At 68.7% G+C, this 16,950-nt stretch carries 14 protein-coding genes; 6 read left to right on the top strand and 8 right to left on the bottom strand.

The window, feature by feature from the left end:
- Positions 1 to 2 precede the first annotated feature (2 nt).
- The 6 genes from cobN to ACAG25_RS19735 form a co-directional block, all read right to left on the bottom strand.
- The gene (gene cobN, locus ACAG25_RS19710) at positions 3 to 3,611 is read right to left on the bottom strand and encodes a cobaltochelatase subunit CobN (protein WP_370490163.1); all 3,609 of its coding nucleotides are present in this window, start codon (positions 3,609 to 3,611) and stop codon (positions 3 to 5) included.
- 268 nt (positions 3,612 to 3,879) lie between these two features.
- Positions 3,880 to 5,331, bottom strand: coding sequence for a flavin-containing monooxygenase (locus ACAG25_RS19715; protein WP_370490164.1), 1,452 nt, complete (start codon positions 5,329 to 5,331; stop codon positions 3,880 to 3,882).
- A gap of 74 nt (positions 5,332 to 5,405) precedes the next feature.
- Positions 5,406 to 6,335 carry a glycine betaine ABC transporter substrate-binding protein gene (locus tag ACAG25_RS19720; protein ID WP_370490230.1) on the bottom strand — a complete coding sequence of 310 codons (930 nt, stop codon included), beginning with the start codon at positions 6,333 to 6,335 and terminating at the stop codon, positions 5,406 to 5,408.
- 41 nt (positions 6,336 to 6,376) lie between these two features.
- Entirely contained in the window at positions 6,377 to 7,144 is a 768-nt protein-coding gene (locus ACAG25_RS19725; RefSeq protein WP_370490165.1) for an ABC transporter permease, read from the bottom strand.
- A complete protein-coding gene (locus ACAG25_RS19730; RefSeq protein WP_370490166.1) occupies positions 7,141 to 8,280 on the bottom strand; it encodes an ATP-binding cassette domain-containing protein in 1,140 nt (379 codons plus the stop codon). Before ACAG25_RS19730 ends, ACAG25_RS19725 begins: the two co-directional genes overlap by 4 nt.
- Positions 8,277 to 8,924, bottom strand: a complete 648-nt coding sequence (locus ACAG25_RS19735; protein WP_370490167.1) for an ABC transporter permease — start codon at positions 8,922 to 8,924, stop codon at positions 8,277 to 8,279. Before ACAG25_RS19735 ends, ACAG25_RS19730 begins: the two co-directional genes overlap by 4 nt.
- 125 nt (positions 8,925 to 9,049) lie before the next feature.
- Here ACAG25_RS19735 and ACAG25_RS19740 point away from each other — a divergent pair, with 125 nt between their 5' ends.
- From ACAG25_RS19740 to ACAG25_RS19765, 6 genes are all read left to right on the top strand, one after another.
- Positions 9,050 to 9,970, top strand: a complete 921-nt coding sequence (locus ACAG25_RS19740; protein WP_370490168.1) for a TauD/TfdA dioxygenase family protein — start codon at positions 9,050 to 9,052, stop codon at positions 9,968 to 9,970.
- Positions 9,971 to 9,992: 22 nt separating this feature from the next.
- Positions 9,993 to 11,120 carry a precorrin-3B synthase gene (cobG, locus tag ACAG25_RS19745; protein WP_370490169.1) on the top strand — a complete coding sequence of 376 codons (1,128 nt, stop codon included), beginning with the start codon at positions 9,993 to 9,995 and terminating at the stop codon, positions 11,118 to 11,120.
- A 9-nt stretch (positions 11,121 to 11,129) separates the two neighbouring features.
- Positions 11,130 to 11,756 (top strand): precorrin-8X methylmutase, encoded by a 627-nt coding sequence (locus tag ACAG25_RS19750; RefSeq protein WP_370490170.1) that lies wholly within the window; start codon positions 11,130 to 11,132, stop codon positions 11,754 to 11,756.
- Entirely contained in the window at positions 11,753 to 13,234 is a 1,482-nt protein-coding gene (locus tag ACAG25_RS19755; protein WP_370490171.1) for a precorrin-2 C(20)-methyltransferase, read from the top strand. The genes ACAG25_RS19750 and ACAG25_RS19755 overlap by 4 nt, the downstream gene beginning before the upstream one ends.
- A gap of 70 nt (positions 13,235 to 13,304) precedes the next feature.
- Positions 13,305 to 13,955: a TetR/AcrR family transcriptional regulator gene (locus tag ACAG25_RS19760; protein ID WP_370490172.1), complete on the top strand. Its 651-nt coding sequence runs from the start codon at positions 13,305 to 13,307 to the stop codon at positions 13,953 to 13,955.
- Positions 13,952 to 15,010 (top strand): phosphotransferase family protein, encoded by a 1,059-nt coding sequence (locus ACAG25_RS19765; RefSeq protein ID WP_370490173.1) that lies wholly within the window; start codon positions 13,952 to 13,954, stop codon positions 15,008 to 15,010. The genes ACAG25_RS19760 and ACAG25_RS19765 overlap by 4 nt, the downstream gene beginning before the upstream one ends.
- Here the strand turns inward: ACAG25_RS19765 and cbiE are convergent.
- Complete coding sequence (gene cbiE, locus ACAG25_RS19770) at positions 15,004 to 16,185, bottom strand: precorrin-6y C5,15-methyltransferase (decarboxylating) subunit CbiE (RefSeq protein WP_370490174.1); 1,182 nt, start codon at positions 16,183 to 16,185, stop codon at positions 15,004 to 15,006. The genes ACAG25_RS19765 and cbiE overlap by 7 nt on opposite strands.
- Positions 16,182 to 16,931, bottom strand: a complete 750-nt coding sequence (locus tag ACAG25_RS19775) for an SDR family NAD(P)-dependent oxidoreductase (protein ID WP_370490175.1) — start codon at positions 16,929 to 16,931, stop codon at positions 16,182 to 16,184. Before ACAG25_RS19775 ends, cbiE begins: the two co-directional genes overlap by 4 nt.
- Positions 16,932 to 16,950: the final 19 nt, after the last annotated feature.

The raw sequence follows: 16,950 nt of genomic DNA on the forward strand, positions 1-16,950 counted from the left end.
CGTCAGCCTTCGAGGTCACCTTCGGTTTCGAGGAGAACCTGCTTGAGGCCGTCAAGCGTGGCGGGCTCGGGTGCCGCCCACATACCGCGGCCGGCGGCCTCCAGGAGCCGCTCGGCCATGCCGTGCAGCGCCCACGGGTTGGACTCGGCCATGAACTTGCGGTTCTCCTCATCGAGGACGTAGCTCTGCGACAACTGTTCGTACATCCAGTCGGCCATCACGCCTGCTGTGGCGTCGTAACCGAACAGATAGTCGACGGTCGCGGCCATCTCGAACGCGCCCTTGTAGCCGTGACGGCGCATCGCGTTGATCCAGCGCGGGTTGACCACCCGGGCCCGGAACACGCGCGTGGTCTCCTCGGACAGCGTGCGGGTGCGCACGGCGTCCGGACGGGTGTTGTCGCCGATGTAGGCGGCCGGATCCTTACCGGTCAGCGCGCGCACCGTGGCGACCATGCCGCCGTGGTACTGGAAGTAGTCGTCGGAGTCGGCGATGTCATGTTCGCGGGTGTCGGTGTTCTTGGCTGCCACGGCAATTCGGCGGTATGCCCGGGTCATGTCGTCGGTGGCCGCAACGCCGTCCAGCCCGCGGCCGTAGGCAAATCCGCCCCAGGCCGTGTACACCGCGGCGAGGTCGGCGTCGTCGCGCCAGTTGCGGCTGTCGATCAGTTGCAGCAGGCCCGCGCCGTAAGTCCCCGGTTTGGAACCGAAAATCCTCGTGGTGGCTCGTCTTTGATCTCCGTGCTCGGCCAGGTCAGTCTGGGTGTGGGCACGTACGTAGTTGTCCTCGGCCGGCTCGTCGAGTCCGGCGACCAGTTGCACGGCGTCGTCGAGCAATGCGACGACGTGCGGGAAGGCGTCGCGGAAGAACCCCGAGATGCGCACGGTGACGTCGATGCGGGGCCGGCCCAATTCGTCCAGCGGGATCGGCTCGAGATCGACGACGCGGCGCGACGCGTCGTCCCAGACCGGCCGAACTCCCAGGAGCGCAAAGACTTCGGCGATGTCGTCGCCGGCGGTCCGCATGGCGGAGGTGCCCCACACCGAGAGCCCGACCGACTCCGGCCAGCGTCCGTAGTCGCTGCGGTACCGCTCGAGCAGCGAATCCGCCATCGCCACACCGGTTTCCCATGCCAGTCGGGAGGGCACGGCCTTCGGGTCGACCGAGTAGAAGTTGCGGCCGGTGGGGAGGACGTTGACCAGACCGCGCAGCGGCGAACCCGAGGGTCCCGCCGGGATGAACCGGCCGTCGAGGGCGCGCAGGATCTGGTCGATCTCGCCGGCGGTTCCGGCCAGTCTCGGCACCACCTCGGTCGCGGCGAAGCGCAGGATCGCCGCCACGTCGGGGTTGTCGGTCAGCGAGTCGACGACGGCCGGGTCCCAACCGCTGTCCTGCAGCGCCGCCACGAGTTCGCGGGCGCGGGTCTCGGCGGCGTCGACGGCGGCGCGTTCGTCGCTGCCGTCCTCGGCCAAACCGAGCGCCTGCCGCAGCCCGGGCACGGTCTGTTCGCCGCCGAACAGCTGGCGGGCGCGAAGGATCGCCAGCACCAGGTCGACCTCGTCCTCCCCCTGCGGCGCCTGCCCGAGGATGTGCAGGCCGTCGCGGATCTGCACGTCCTTGATCTCGCAGAGCCAGCCGTCGACGTGCAGCAGCATGTCGTCGAAGGAGTCCTCGTCGGGCCGGTCCTCCAGGCCGAGGTCGTGGTCCATCTTGGCCGCGCGCATCAACGTCCAGATCTGCTGACGGATGGCCGGCAGCTTGCCGGGGTCGAGCGCCGAGACCGTCGCGTGCTCGTCGAGCAGTTGCTCCAAACGGGCGATGTCGCCGTAGGTTTCGGCCCGGGCCATCGGCGGGATCAGGTGATCGACCAACGTCGCGTGCGCCCGCCGCTTGGCCTGGGAGCCTTCGCCGGGGTCGTTGACGAGGAACGGGTAGATCAGCGGCAGATCGCCGAGCGCGGCGTCGGTGCCGCAGGACGCCGACATCCCGAGTGTCTTACCCGGCAGCCATTCGAGGTTGCCGTGCTTGCCGAGGTGCACCACGACGTCGGCGTCGAAGGAACCGGCGAAGCTGTCGCCGAGCCAGCGGTAGGCCGCCAGATAGTGGTGGCTGGGCGGCAGGTCGGGGTCGTGGTAGATGGCCACCGGATTCTCACCGAATCCGCGCGGCGGCTGGACCAGGATCACGATGTTCCCGGAAACCATTGCCGCGATCACGATCTCGCCCTCGGGGTCGCGGCTGCGGTCGACGAACAACTCGCCCGGTGGCGGACCCCAGTGTTCGACGATCGCGTCGGCCAACTCACGGGGCAACGTCGCGAACCACTCCCGATACTCCTTGGCGGGCACCCTGATCGGGTTGCCGGCCAGTTGCCCCTCGGTGAGCCAAGCGGGATCCTGGCCGCCGCGCTCGATCAGCGCGTGGATCAGTGCGTCCCCGTCCTCGGCTGCGAGGCCGGGCACCTCGCCGAGGTCGTAACCGGCTTCGCGCATGGCCTGCAGCAGCCGGATGGCGCTGGCCGGGGTGTCGAGGCCGACGGCATTGCCGATACGCGCGTGCTTGGTGGGATACGCCGAGAACACCAGTGCCACACGCTTGTCGGCCGCGGCGATCGAGCGCAGCCGGGCATAACTCACGGCGAGCCCGGCGACACGGGCACACCGCTCGGGGTCGGCGACGTAGGAGATCAGTCCCTCGTCGTCGATCTCCTTGAACGAGAACGGAACCGTGACGATGCGGCCGTCGAACTCGGGTACCGCCACCTGAGTGGCGACGTCGAGCGGCGACATGCCGTCGTCGTTGGCCTCCCACTGCGCCCGCGAGCTGGTCAGGCACAGGCCCTGCAGGATCGGCACGTCGAGTTCAGCGAGGTGGGCGACGTTCCACGTGTCGTCGGCTCCGCCGGCCCCGACGGCGGCCGGGGTCGCACCGCCGGCAGCGAGCACGGTGGTGATCAGCGTGTCGGCGGTGCCCAGCAGCGCCAGCAGGTCGGCGTCGGCGGTACGCAGCGAGGCACAGAAGACCGGAAGCGGCTTGCCCCCGGCGTTTTCGATCGCGTCGCACAGCGCTTCGACATAGGCGGTGTTGCCCGCCAGATGTTGCGCGCGGTAGTACAGCACGGCCACCGTCGGGCCGTCCCCGACGGCAGCCTCACGCTCGAGCAGACCCCAGGTCGGGGTGGCGACGGGTTCGGCGAAGCCGAAGCCGGTCATCAGCAGGGTGTCCGACAGGAACGCGTGCAGGTTCGCCAGGTTGGGCACCCCACCCTGGGCGAGGTAGATGTGCGCCTGCAGGGCGACGCCGGCCGGCGTGGTGGAGTGTTCCATCAAGTCGGCGTCGGGGGTCTGTTCGCCGCTGACCACGACGGTCGGGAGGCCGCTCGCGACCACCGCGTCGATACCGTCCTGCCAGGACCGGTAGCCGCCCAGGATGCGGATCACCACGACGTCGGCGCCGACGAGCAACTCGTCGAGTTCTCCCTCGATCAGGCGGGACGGATTCGCCCAGCGGTAGCTCGCGCCACTGGCGCGGGCCGTGATCAGGTCGGTGTCCGACGTGGAGAGCAACAGGACGGTGGGCGCGTGGTCGGCGGTAGAGGCAGGCTCGGTCACCCCCCATTCGTACCGCACCGGCCCGGCGCCGGGAGACCGCCCGTCAGCGGTGCGGGTTCCAGCGCGCGTACCAGGTCTGCCCGTAGGGCATCCCGATGGCGGCGACGAGCGCGAAGATGACCGCGGCGAAAACGACGATCGACAACATGACAGGTCCTTTCGGGCGTCCCGCACGAGGCGGGTCAACACGTGAGACGGTACCGCCGGTACCGGGTTCTGTGAACGCATTGTGTGAGGCGGAACTATGCCCGGGACGCAGTGTCCGATGTCACACTCCGGCGGCTTTCACCTCGAAATCGGCGACCTGCCGGTCGCGCATCAGTTCGACGTACCGATCAGGCGTCCACGGGAACAGTTCCGGCAGCCCGTCCTTGCCCAGATACCAGCTGCTGCAGCCGGAGGCCCATATCGTTTGCGGCATCGCGGCTTTCATCTGCTCGTGGTAGCGCGCGGTGGCGGCTTCGGTAGGCGCGGTCTCGAGCATACGATCGGCGCGCAATTGCTCGATCCACCACATGATGTAGTCGGTCTGTTGTTCTGCGACGTGGATCAGCGAGTTGTTCCCCAGCGGGGAATACGGCCCCATCAGCATGAACATGTTCGGGAACCCGGGAACGGCCACCGAGCGGTACGCCGTAGGGCCGTCCGCCCACGCCTCGGCTAGTGTGCGGCCGTCCGGTCCGGTGATCGTCAGCGGCGCCACGTACGCGTGCGCGTGAAAACCTGTCGCCAGCACCAGCAGGTCGACCTCGTGCAGCGAGCCGTCGGCCGTGCGCACGCCGCGCGGTTCGACGCGCACGATTGCGTCGGTCACGAGTTCGACACCCGGTTTCTGCACCGCCTGGTAGTAGTGACCGGCGAAGATCATCCGCCGGCACATCGGCTGGTCTTTCGGGGTCAACTTCTTCTTCAACTCAGGATCGCGCACCGAGAACTTGAGGTTCAGGTGGCACTGGGTGGTGTAGAGCCAGCGCTGCCAGCCCGGCCGCACCGGCGCTACACCGAACAGCCGGCGAACGAAGTTGCCCCAGAACCAGTAGCTGAACGAATTGAGCCACCGCCATCGGCGCATCGCGGCTTTGGTGCGCTCCGACATCCGGAGGTTCGGCCACGGACAGATCCACTGTGCGGTGCGCTGAAACACTTTGAGTTGTTTCACGTTTCCCCCGAGTTCGGCGGTGATCTGCACACCGGTCGAACCCGTTCCGATCAGACCGATGCGCTTGTCACCCAACGTCACCGAGTGGTCCCACCGCGCGGAGTGGAACATCGGCCCGGCGAAGGTATCGAGACCTTCGATGGCCGGATAGCGGGGAATGCGCAGAACGCCGGTCGCGGTGACCAAGACGTCGAATCTCTCCGTTCCGCCCTCGGTCGTCAGCCACCAGCCGCCGTCGCGGTACATCGCGTCGGTGACCTCGGCGCCAAACCTGATGTGCGACCGGATTCCGCGCTCGTCGGCGACCCGCCGGAAGTACTCCTGGATCTCCGCGCCCGGCGCCAGCAACCGCGACCACTCCGGGTTTGGACGGAACGAGTAGGCGTAGTAGCGCGAGGGCACATCGCAGGTCAGGCCGGGGTAGGTGTTGTCGCGCCAGGTGCCGCCGACCTCGTCGGCCTTTTCATAGAGCGTGAAGTCGTGGATGCCGGCGTCCTGGAGTTTCATGGCCATGCACAGCCCGGACATCCCCGCACCGATGATGGCGACTTTGATCCGCATGGCAACTCCCCAGGCCTCGCCTTGAAAGCACCCTAACCGCTCAACCACCTGGAAGGCGCAGATTCAGCGAATTCCTAGTCGACCGAGACGAAGCCTTCCGACACCATCCAGTCGCGCGCCACCACTGCCGGTTCACGGCCTTCGACGTCGACCTGTTTGTTCATCTCCGTGATCGCCTCGTTGGTGAGCGCGGCGGTCACCGGCGCGGTCACCTCCGCGATCTGCGGATGTGCTTCGAAGAAGTCCCGTTTCATCGTGACCGACGGGTTGTAGTGCGCGAAGAACTGCTTGTCGTCGACGAGGACGGTCTGGTCGAGGGCGGAGATGCGGCCGTCGGTGGTGAACACCTCACCGAAGTCACATTCGGCACCGTCGGCGGTCGCCTGGTAGATGATGCCGACCTGCAAGATCGGGGTCTGCGCGCGCCCGGGGTCGAAACCGTAGGCGGCAGCCATCCCGGGATATCCGTCTTGGCGGGCCCGGAATTCGGTGTCGACGCAGGTGCGCGCCGCGGCAGGATCTCGCCGGACCAGGTCGGCATAGTCCGACAGCGTTCGAACGCCCGTGCGCTGCACTGTTTCCAAGCTGGCCGCCAACGCGTAGGTGTCGTCCATCGGACCGGGCTCCAGCCAGACCATGTCGTTGCGCGCGAGGTCCTCGTCGCGCACGGCCTCGTATTGGGCGCGGGTGTCCGGTATCGGCTTCTCGTGGCCGAGATAGTTGATCCAGGCGTTGCCTGTGAATTCGTAGGCGACATCGACCTGTCCGGAAAGTTGCGCCTCTCGCGTGGAGCGGGAGCCCACGATGCCGGTCAGGTCGCGCACATCGGCACCGGCGGCGGCCAACGTGAACTGCAGGATGTAGCCCATGATCACCTGTTCGGTGTACTCCTTGGAACCGACGGTGATCGGCACACCCTCCAGATCAGCGTTCGATTCGATCGAACCGGGACCTACGCGGAGGGGCACCGTGCTGCCCGCGCCCAACCCGCACCCTGCGAGCATCCAGCCGCAGATGAGCGCCAGGACCGCCACTGCCGACCGAGTCAACGTAACCCCTTGGGACTCAGAAGGAATTCAGCCAGTCCTCCGACCCAGTCCACCAACAGCGCCAGGCACACCGCCAGCACGCTGCCCAGGATCAGGGTCACGTTGTCCTGCAGCTTGTAGCCGGTGTCGATCAGGATGCCGAGTCCACCCGCGTTGACCAGGAAGGATAATGTCGCGGTGCCCACAGCGATGACCAGCGACGTCCGCAGACCCGCCAGGATGTAGGGCACCGCCAACGGCAGTTCAACCCTGGCCAGCAGTGCGGTACGTGACATCCCCTGTCCCAGACCGGCATCGATGGTCGATCTGTCGACCTGATCGAGTCCGAGGATGGTGCTCGACAGCACTGGTAGCAGCGAATACAGCGCAATCGGCAATACGCCGATCCAGAATCCGGTCTGCGCGGTGATCAGGAAAAGCAGCACCAGCAGACCGATCGCCGGTGCAGCCTGCCCCACATTGGCGATCCCGATGAACAACGGCCGCAACATTTTTGCCCGCGGACGCGTCACGAAGATTCCGAGCGGGACGCCGACCGTCACCACGATCACGGTGACCGCCAGTGTGATCAACAGGTGCTGCCAGACCAACGTGGCGACATTGGCGGCGTTGATGTTCTCCCGCTGGGTGGCGGTGAGATCCCGAGCGAAGGCCCAGAACAGGACGCCGGCGGTGGCGATCACAACCAGGACCGGTTGAACCAGCAGGCGAAGCCGCTCCGCGGCGGTCATCGAGGTGCTCGACGACTGCACCGCGCTGGTCATGACTCCTCGGCTTCGGCGCGCAACCTGGTGATGGTGTCGATGAGCGTGTCCAAGGTGACCACGCCGGCGTAGCGACCGCCGGCCCCGACCACCACCGCCGAGGCGTGCTGTTCGGCCAGGATTGCCTCGAGCGCATCCTCCAACGTGGACTGCGTGCTGACCACGCTGAGATCCTCGGATGCGTCCGCCAACGTGCGCGCGTGCGCCAGTCGGTGCCCTCGCACCCAGGACGCCGGACGCTCCCGGTCGTCGAGGATCACCGCCCAGTCGAACGGACTCTCGGCCAGCGTCTTTCGCACCTCCCCGATGTCGTCGTCGCGGTGCACGGCGATGTGATCGCGCAGCTCGATTTCCTTGATGCGCACCAGGCCCAGCTGGCGCAGTGAGGCACCGGAACCGACGAAGCCCGCGACGGTGTCGTCTGCCGGGCTGGCGAGGATCGTCTGCGGCGTGTCGTACTGCAGCACCTTGGATCGGGGCCCGAGAACGGCGATACGGTCGCCGATCTTGACCGCCTCGCCGAAATCGTGGGTGACGAACACGATGGTCTTGCGCAGTTCGTCCTGCAGTTGGAGCAGTTCGTCCTGCAGCGAGCTGCGGGTGATCGGGTCCACCGCGCCGAACGGCTCGTCCATCAGCAGCACGGGCGGGTCAGCGGCGAGCGCACGCGCCACGCCGACCCGCTGCTGCTGGCCGCCGGAGAGTTGTCGCGGGTAACGGTCAGCGTATTGGCGCGGCTCGAGGCCCACCATGTCGAGCAGTTGATCGACACGGTCGTCGATACGTTTCCGATCCCACTTCAGCAGCCCGGGAACCAGTCCCACGTTCTGCCGGATGGTCATGTGCGGGAAGAGACCGGCCTGCTGGATCGAGTATCCGATCGAGCGGCGCAGTTCGGTGGGCTTGATGCTCAACGCATCCCGGTCACCGATCATGATCCGGCCGGAGGTGGGCTCGGACAGCCGGTTGATCATCCGCATCATCGTGGTCTTGCCGCACCCCGACGGTCCGACGAACACCACGATCTCCCCGGCCGGAATTTCCAGGCACACGTCGTCGACGGCGGGCTGGTCGCTGCCCGGATAGACCTTCGTGACGTGGTCGAGTTCGATGCGGACACCGGATTGCTCTGTCATCGAATACCTTTCGACGTCGTCAGTCGCCCGATCAGAACCAGGACGGCATCGAGCAACAGCGCCAGGATCACGATGAGTAGGGTCCCGGTCAGGGCCATCGGCACCGCCGTCGGGCTCCCGACCCGCGCCAGCCCGGCGAAGATGAGGTTGCCCAGTCCCGGCCCCTTGACATACGCAGCGATGGCCAGAACCCCCATCGCCATCTGGGTGCTGACCCGCATCGCCGACAGGATGGAGGGCCACACCAGCCGCAATTCGACGCGACGCATCGTGTCGAGCCGGCTCATCCCGATACCGCGTGCTGCGTCCGTCAGCGCCGGATCCACGGCGTTGAGTCCGACGATCGTGTTTCGGACGATCGGCAGAAGCGAGTAGAGCACCAGTGCCGCGATACTGGGAATCACCCCGAGACCGAACAGCGGGATCAGCAAGCCCAGCAGCGCGAAGGCCGGCACCGTCAGGATCACACTCGACGTCGCGGTGGCCAGGTTCGCCGCCGCCGGATTCCGATAGGTGAGCACCCCGACCACGACCCCGATGAGCGTGGCGATCAGCACACTCTGCACGACCGCGCTGACGTGCTGGTAGGAGTCGAAAATGAGCTGAGGGTAGTGCGCGGTGACGTAGTCCCACAGCCCACCCACCCGGTCGCTGTTCCCGATCTTGACCCGGTCGAAACGGGAGCAGGTTGCGTTCGCGCTGAATCAAAGGGTGGGCGTGGTTGCCCACGACGGACAGGGTGACACCGACTGTTCTTAGGAGGTACTCGGTGTCATCGCTACGTGTGGTCAAGCTCGGCGCCGTCATCGGTGCCCGCATCGAGGGCGTGAATCTGGCGCGCGGGGTGGATCCCGCGACCGCGGCCCAGATCAACGCCGCGCTACTCGAGCACAAGGTGATCTTCTTCCGGGACCAGCGCGAGCTCGACGACGACGGCCAGCTGGCCTTCGCGCGTGCGCTGGGCAGCCCGACCCTGGCCCATCCGACGGTGACCTCGCGCGGTGCGACCGTGTTGCCGATCGACTCGCGCTACGACAAGGCCAACAGCTGGCATACCGACGTCACGTTCGTCGACCGCATCCCCAAGGCCTCGCTGTTGCGGGCGGTCACGCTCCCGGCGTACGGCGGGACCACCACGTGGGCGTCCACGGAGGCGGCCTACGACCAGCTGCCGGCACCGTTGCGGGCGCTGGCCGAGAACCTGTGGGCGGTGCACACCAACGTCTACGACTACGCCGGCGACGCCGACGCGCGTGTGCAGCAGCTCGCCGCCACCGAGCGCCAGTATCGCGACGAGTTCGTCTCCGAGTACTACGAGACCGAGCATCCGGTGGTCCGTGTGCACCCGGAGACGGGCCGACCGGTGCTGCTGCTCGGGCACTTCGTCAAACAGTTCGTCGGTCTCGGTCAGGCCGAGTCGAACGCGTTGTTCACCCTGCTGCAGAACCGGATCACGAAGCTGGAGAACACGATCCGCTGGAGCTGGGAGCTCGGCGACCTCGCGGTGTGGGACAACCGCGCCACCCAGCATTACGCGGTGTCGGACTACGACAACCAGTTCCGCCGGCTGAGTCGGGTGACGCTGGCCGGTGACATTCCGGTCGACACCCGCGGTAGGACCAGCCGCGTCGTCGCCGGCGACGCGTCCGGGTATTCGCAGGTCGTCGCGCCGGTGGCACTGGCCGGCTGAGCATCCCGAGTACCGTGGTCGGGTGGCCAGAACGCGGGACAACGACGCCTGCCCCGGCGCACTGCAGACCCACACCGCAGCCGACGGCGAGTTGGCGCGGGTGCGGCTGCCCGGCGGCATGGTGACCGCTGCTCAACTGGAAGCGATCGCGTTGGCCGCGATCGACCACGGCTCCTCGACCCTGGAACTGACCTCGCGTGGCAACCTGCAGATCCGCGGTGTCCGCGACACCGCCGCCATCGCCGACTGCCTCGCCGCGGCCGGGCTGCTGCCGTCTCCGACCCACGAACGGGTCCGCAACATCGTGGCCTCGCCGTTGTCCGGGCGCGCGGGCGGAGTCGGCGACATCCGGTACGCCGTCGCCGCGCTGGACGCGGCGATCCGGGCCGATGCGCGGTTGGCGCAGCTGCCGGGACGGTTCCTGTTCGGTCTCGACGACGGTCGCGGCGACGTCTCCGGTCTGGCCCCCGATGTCGGTGTGCACGTCCTCGACGACACCACCGCCGCGGTGCTGCTGTCCGGACGTGACACCGGCGTGCGGGTGGCCCGCTGCGACACCGTGGCGACGTTGACCGCACTCGCCCACCGATTCCTGGACGTGCGAGGCACGGCGTGGCGGGTGGCCGAACTCGACGATCCCTCCGTCCTGCTGGTCGACCATGAGCCGAGCGCGGCCCCGGGAGCGACCTGGCCGGCCGAAAGCCGGCCCCCGGTCGGCTGGATCGAGCAGGGTGACGGTCGCATCACGCTGGGCGCGGCGGTGCCGCTGGGCGTGCTCGATGCGCAGGTGGCGCGGTTCCTGGCCGCGGTCGACGCGCCGATCACCGTGACACCCTGGCGCTCGGTGCTGCTGTTCGACCTGGACGAAGGCGTGGCCGACACGGCGTTGCGCGTGCTGGCGCCGATGGGGCTGGTGTTCGACGCGAATTCGCCGTGGCTGGGCGTCTCAGCGTGCACCGGCATCCCCGGATGCGCCCGATCGGCGGCGGACGTGCGCGCCGATGCCGCCGCCGCGGTCGACGCTGCGGTGCCCGACGGGGTCACCCACCGGCACTACGTCGGGTGTGAACGGGCCTGCGGCAGTCCCGCGTCCGCGCAGGTCCTGGTCGCCACCGGAGACGGTTACCGGACGCTTCTACCCCACCCTTAGGGTGAGCAGGTGCTCGACTACATCCGCGACGCCGCCGAGATCTACCGGCAGTCGTTCGCGACCATCCGCGACGAAGCCGACCTGGCGAGGTTCCCCGACGACGTGTCCCGCGTCGTCGTACGGCTGATCCACACCTGCGGTCAGGTGGATCTCCCCGAGCACATCGCCTACACCGACGACGTCGTCACCCGCGCCCACGACGCGCTGCGCACCGGGGCGCTGGTCCTGTGCGATTCGTCGATGGTCGCCGCCGGCATCACCCGCTCCCGGTTGCCCGCCGACAACGAGGTCGTCTCGCTGGTGGCCGACCCGCGCGCCCCGGAACTCGCGGCGAAGTCGGGCAACACCCGGTCGGCGGCCGGCGTCGACCTGTGGGCCGACCGGATGGCCGGCGCGGTGTTCGCCGTCGGCAACGCCCCGACAGCGCTGTTCCGGCTCCTCGAACTCGTCGACGAAGGCCTCCCCCCACCGGCGGCAGTGCTGGGCGGACCGGTCGGCTTCGTCGGGTCCGCGCAATCCAAGGACGAGCTCATCGCGCGTCCGCGAGGCATGTCCTATCTGGTGGTGACCGGTCGCCGCGGTGGCAGCGCGATGGCCGCCGCGGCCGTGAATGCGATTGCGGCAGAGAAAGAATGAGCAAACAACGAGGAACCCTGTGGGGCGTCGGGCTCGGTCCCGGCGACCCGGAGTTGGTGACGGTCAAGGCCGCCCGCGTGATCGCGGCCGCCGACGTGGTGGCCTACCACAGCGCCCGCCACGGACGCAGCATCGCGCGCGGGATCGCCGAGCCGTACCTACGCGAAGGGCAGATCGAGGAGCACCTGGTGTATCCGGTGACCACCGAGGTCGCCGACCATCCTGGCGGCTACGCCGGCGCCATGGAGGACTTCTACCGGGAAGCCGCCGACCGGATCGCCGCGCATCTCGACGCCGGCCGCGACGTGGCGTTGCTCGCCGAGGGCGACCCGCTGTTCTACAGCTCCTACATGCACATGCACACGCGTCTGACCCAGAACTTCGACGCCCAGATCGTGCCGGGCGTGACGTCGGTCAGCGCGGCTTCGGCGGCGGTGGCGACCCCGCTGGTCCAGGGCGAACAGGTGCTGACCATCCTGCCGGGCACGCTGCCCACCGACGAACTCGAGCGCCGCCTGGCCGATACCGACGCGGCGGTGATCCTCAAGCTCGGCCGCTCGTATCCTCGTGTGCGCGAGGCGCTTTCGGCCACCGGCCGCCTCGGCGACGCGTTCTACGTCGAACGCGCCAGCACCGACCGCCAGAAGGTGCTGCCCGCCGCCGACGTCGATGCCGACTCGGTGCCCTACTTCTCGCTGACCATGCTGGCCGGGAAACCGGCGGCTGCCGCCCCGACCGGCTCGGTGGCCGTGGTGGGGCTGGGTCCCGGCGATGCCCAGTGGACGACTCCGCAGAGCCGCCGTGAGTTGGCCGGAGCGACGGACCTGATCGGGTACGGCCCCTATCTGGACCGGGTCGCCGTCCGCGAGGGACAGCAGCGCCATCCCAGCGACAACACCGACGAGCCCGCTCGCGCGCGGCTGGCCTGCGAGCTGGCCCAGCAGGGCCGTACCGTCGCGGTCGTCTCGTCCGGCGACCCCGGAGTCTTCGCGATGGCCACCGCCGTCCTCGAGGAGGCCAAGCAGTGGCCGGGCGTCGAGGTGCGCGTCATCCCCGCGATGACGGCCGCGCAGGCGGTCGCGAGTCGCGTCGGCGCTCCGCTGGGGCACGACTATGCGGTGATCTCGCTGTCGGATCGGCTGAAGCCGTGGGAGATCATCGAGCGTCGACTGCGCGCGGCCGCCGAGTCCGACCTGGTACTGGCGATCTACAACCCCGCCTCCAAGTCGCGCACCTGGCAGGTCGGCGCCATGCGCGACCTGCTGTTGGAGCACCGGGATCCCGGCACGCCGGTGGTCATCGGCCGTGACGTCGCCGGGCCGCAGGAGACGGTGACGGTGGTGCCGCTGGGCGATCTCGATCCCGCCCGGGTCGACATGAGGTGCCTGTTGATCGTCGGATCGTCGCAGACGCAGTGGCATCACGGCGACGACGGCGGTGACCGGGTGTTCACCCCGCGCTACTACCCCCAGGGTTGACACTCGTCTTGCATCGTTGACAGTCGTCAGAAGCGCAGGTTAAGGTCCGCGCGTGCCGCAAGGACTGCCTGTGCGCTCACCCACGGATCGCCGCCAACCGCAGAAGAGCGACATGCGACGCAGCGCGATCCTGGAATCCCTGGACCACCATCTGCGTGAGTCCGGCTTCGACGGCCTCAACATCGCCGACGTGACCCGGCGCGCGGGAGTCACGCGCTCGGCGTTCTACTTCTACTTCGAGAACAAGGCCGCAGCAGTGGCCGCACTGCTCGAACCCATGTACGACGACGGTTTCCTGGCCGGCGACATGCTCGCCGACACCACCCAACCCCCGCGCCGACGCGTCCGCGCGATGCTCGAAGCACTGCTGGCGACCGTGGACACCCACCGATATCTGCTGGAGGCCATGCTCGATGCCCGGGCGTCCAGCCCGTCGATCAGGCAGGTGTGGGACGAGGCGCGGGAGTCCTTCGTCAGCAGCGTGGCGACCATGATCGCCGCCGAACGCGACGCCGCCCGTGCGCCCGGGGGTCCCCCGCCTGACGTGCTGGCCGCGATCCTGCTCGAGTTCAACGACCGCCTGCTCGAACGGCATACGCTCGGCGGCCGCCTCACCCGCGAGCAGCTCCTCGACGGAGCCGAAACACTCTGGCTGCGCACCATCTACGGCACCACCCCCGACGACGAACAGCCCGACCCCGACGAAAGAGGCACACCGTGACGATCCCGTGCAGCCCGACCGAGCTCACCCCCGACTGGCTGACCTCGGTGCTCGGCACCGACGTCGACGGTGTCGACGTGGCCGCGATCGGTACCGGACAGACCGGGGCCACCTACCGGGTGACGGTGACCTACCGCGACCGCGACTGCGGACACCCCGGCACTTTCGCGGTCAAACTCCCGGCGCAGGACGACGAGGTGCGCGAACGTGTGGCGTTGGGCTACCTGTCGGAGGTCGAGTTCTACTCCGCGGTCAGCAGCCAGGTCACGATGCCCGTGCCCCACTGCTATCACAGCGAAATCTCGCCCGACGGCAAGGATTTCGTGCTGGTTCTCGCCGACATGGCGCCTGCGGTGCAGGGCGATCAGATCGCCGGCTGCTCGGCGGTCGAAGCCGGACTGGCCGTCGAGGCGCTGGCGGGACTGCACGGGCCCAGCTGGTGCGAGCCGCAGTGGGCGCAACTGCCGTCGATCGTGATGCCCAAACCGGGCGACGAGCAGGCCGCCAAAGGCCTCGGTGACGTGGCCGTGATGGCCGCCGACATCACCGTCGACAAGCTCGGCGAATCCATCACCACCGAGGACCGCGAGACCTTGAAATCCGCGATGAGCCTGGTGACCCCGTGGCTGATGGCCGAACCGCACCGCTACTCGCTGATGCACGGCGACTACCGCCTGGACAACATGCTCTTCGACCCCGATCGCACCCGCGTCACGGTCGTGGACTGGCAGACCATGGGGATCGGGCTGCCGACCCGTGACCTGGCCTACTTCACCGCGACCAGCCTGCTGCCCGACGATCGGGCCGCGCACGAACGCGACCTGGTCGACCGTTACCACGCCGAACTGCTGCGTCAGGGTGTCACGGGCTACGACGTCGAGACCTGCTGGCAGGACTACCGACTCGGCGTGTTCCAGGCGCCGCTGATCACCGCGCTCGGCTTCGCGTTCGCCGCCTCCACCGAGCGCGGCGACGAGATGGTGCTGACCATGCTGCGTCGTGGGTGCCGTGCCATCCGCGAGCTGGACGCCATCGCGCTCGTCGAGTCCTACTGAGGCCGGATCACCGCCCACTGCGTCACCGGCATCGCCGACCGCCACGCGTGGAAGCCGCCGAGCGGTTCGGCGTGCTGATGCTGGTAGCGGCGCAGTTCCCCGCCGACCCGCGAATGCCACTGCGCCACAACCGCTTCAGATTCGACGGTGACGGCATTGACGACCAGTCGTCCGCCGGGTTGCAGCCGCTGCCAGCACGCGTCGAGCATCCCGGGTTGGCTGACCCCGCCACCCACGAAGATCACATCGGCGGGCGCATAGGCGTCGAACGACTCCGGCGCTGCGGCGCCGACCTGCACCAGGACACCGTGCGCGGTGACGTTGCCGATCAGCCGGTCCCGGCGGGCCCCGTCGCGTTCGAATGCCACGGCCCGACACCCCGGGGCGCTGCGGCACCACTCGATCGCGATGCTGCCCGATCCGGATCCCACGTCCCACAACAGTTCTCCGGGACGGGGCGCCAGCGCGGCCAGCGTCACCGCCCGCATCATCTGCTTGGTGATCTGACCGTCGTGAGCGTAGGCAGCATCCGGTAGCACCGCGCCCTGGCGCTCGTCGGGCAGGTATTGCACGGCCACCACGTTGAGGTCGTCGACGTCGGACCGACCGATCCAGTCGCGCGCCGGCGCGCTGCGGCGACGCTCGCGCGGGCCACCGAGCTGTTCGAGGACGGTGACCTCCGAGTCCCCCCGGCCGGTGTCGACCAACAACTGCGACAACGCCGCCGGAGTCGAACCGTCACGCGACAACACCACCGCGCGGCCGCCGCGGCGCACCGCGGTGTGGACCTCCGCGGTGACCAGACTGATGATCTCGGTGTCCGGCACCGCCCAACCGAGCCGCGCGCATGCCAGCGTCACCGACGACACGTGCGGCAGGACCGTCACGCGGTCGGCACCGTGCAACCGGATCAGTGACGATCCGACGCCGTGGCAGAGCGGGTCGCCGCTGGCCACCACGTGCACGTCGTGCTCGACGCCGTCGAGCAGTCCGCGCAACGCGGGCATCATCGGGGAGGGCCACACCCGCCGCTGCGCGGTCACCGACCCGTCGAGCAGGTCCAGCTGTCGGGGTGAGCCGTAAACCACTGCGGCCCTGCATAGTTCGTCCCGGGAGGCCAGGGCCAGGCCGGACATGCCGTCGGCCCCGATGCCGACCACCACGATCCGGCTCATCGCGGCAACCTGCGCCAGAGCGGCCTCGGAAGCATCCGCATCGTCGCGAACACCGGCCGCAGGATCCACGGCACCCACACGTGGGTGCGGCCGCGACGCAGCGCCCGTGCGGCGGCGTCGGCCACCTTGGCCGGGGTCGACGGGAACGGTGCCGGGGACATGCCCTCGGTCATCCGGCCGGTCACGAAGCCGGGCCGCACCACCAGCAGCCGAACCCCGGTGCCGTGCAACGCATCGGCGAGGCCGTTGCAGAAGCCGTCCAGTCCCGCCTTGGCCGAGCCGTAGACGTAGTTGGCCCGCCGCACCCGCACGCCGGCCACCGACGAGAACACCACCAGCGTTCCCCGGCCCGCGGCCCGCATCCGGTCCGACAGCACGGTGAGCAGACCGACCTGCGCGACGAAATCGGTGTGCACGATCGCCGTGGCGTGCAGCGGGTCGCGCTCGGCGCGGGCCTGGTCGCCCAGGATGCCGAACGCCAGTACCGCGGTGCCGATGGGGCCGTGTCGCGCCTCGATGGCGTCGACCAGCCCGCGGTGCGAGGACAGGTCGTCGGCGTCGAACTCGACGGTGTGCACGGCTGTCGCGCCGGCCTGCCGGACCGCGGCCACCTGCGCGTCGAGATCGTCGGCGCGGCGGGCGGCCAGGATGACGGGCACACCCGGGGCCAACCGCCGGGCGAGTTCGATGCCGATCTCGCTGCGACCGCCGAAGATCACGACCGGGGCGCCCACCGTGTCATCCACGGCTGCGATTATCGCCTGC

It is taken from the genome of Mycobacterium sp. pV006 (assembly GCF_041287115.1).
GTDB lineage: Bacteria > Actinomycetota > Actinomycetes > Mycobacteriales > Mycobacteriaceae > Mycobacterium.

Bases quoted from the DNA above. Each gene is read 5' to 3' on its own strand.
- ACAG25_RS19720 (WP_370490230.1), bottom strand. From the start codon at position 6,335: ATGCTCGCAGGGTGCGGGTTGGGCGCGGGCAGCACGGTGCCCCTCCGC.
- ACAG25_RS19725 (WP_370490165.1), bottom strand. From the start codon at position 7,144: ATGACCAGCGCGGTGCAGTCGTCGAGCACCTCGATGACCGCCGCGGAG.
- cbiE (WP_370490174.1), bottom strand. From the start codon at position 16,185: ATGAGCCGGATCGTGGTGGTCGGCATCGGGGCCGACGGCATGTCCGGC.
- ACAG25_RS19730 (WP_370490166.1), bottom strand. From the start codon at position 8,280: ATGACAGAGCAATCCGGTGTCCGCATCGAACTCGACCACGTCACGAAG.
- ACAG25_RS19715 (WP_370490164.1), bottom strand. From the start codon at position 5,331: ATGCGGATCAAAGTCGCCATCATCGGTGCGGGGATGTCCGGGCTGTGC.
- ACAG25_RS19755 (WP_370490171.1), top strand. From the start codon at position 11,753: ATGAGCAAACAACGAGGAACCCTGTGGGGCGTCGGGCTCGGTCCCGGC.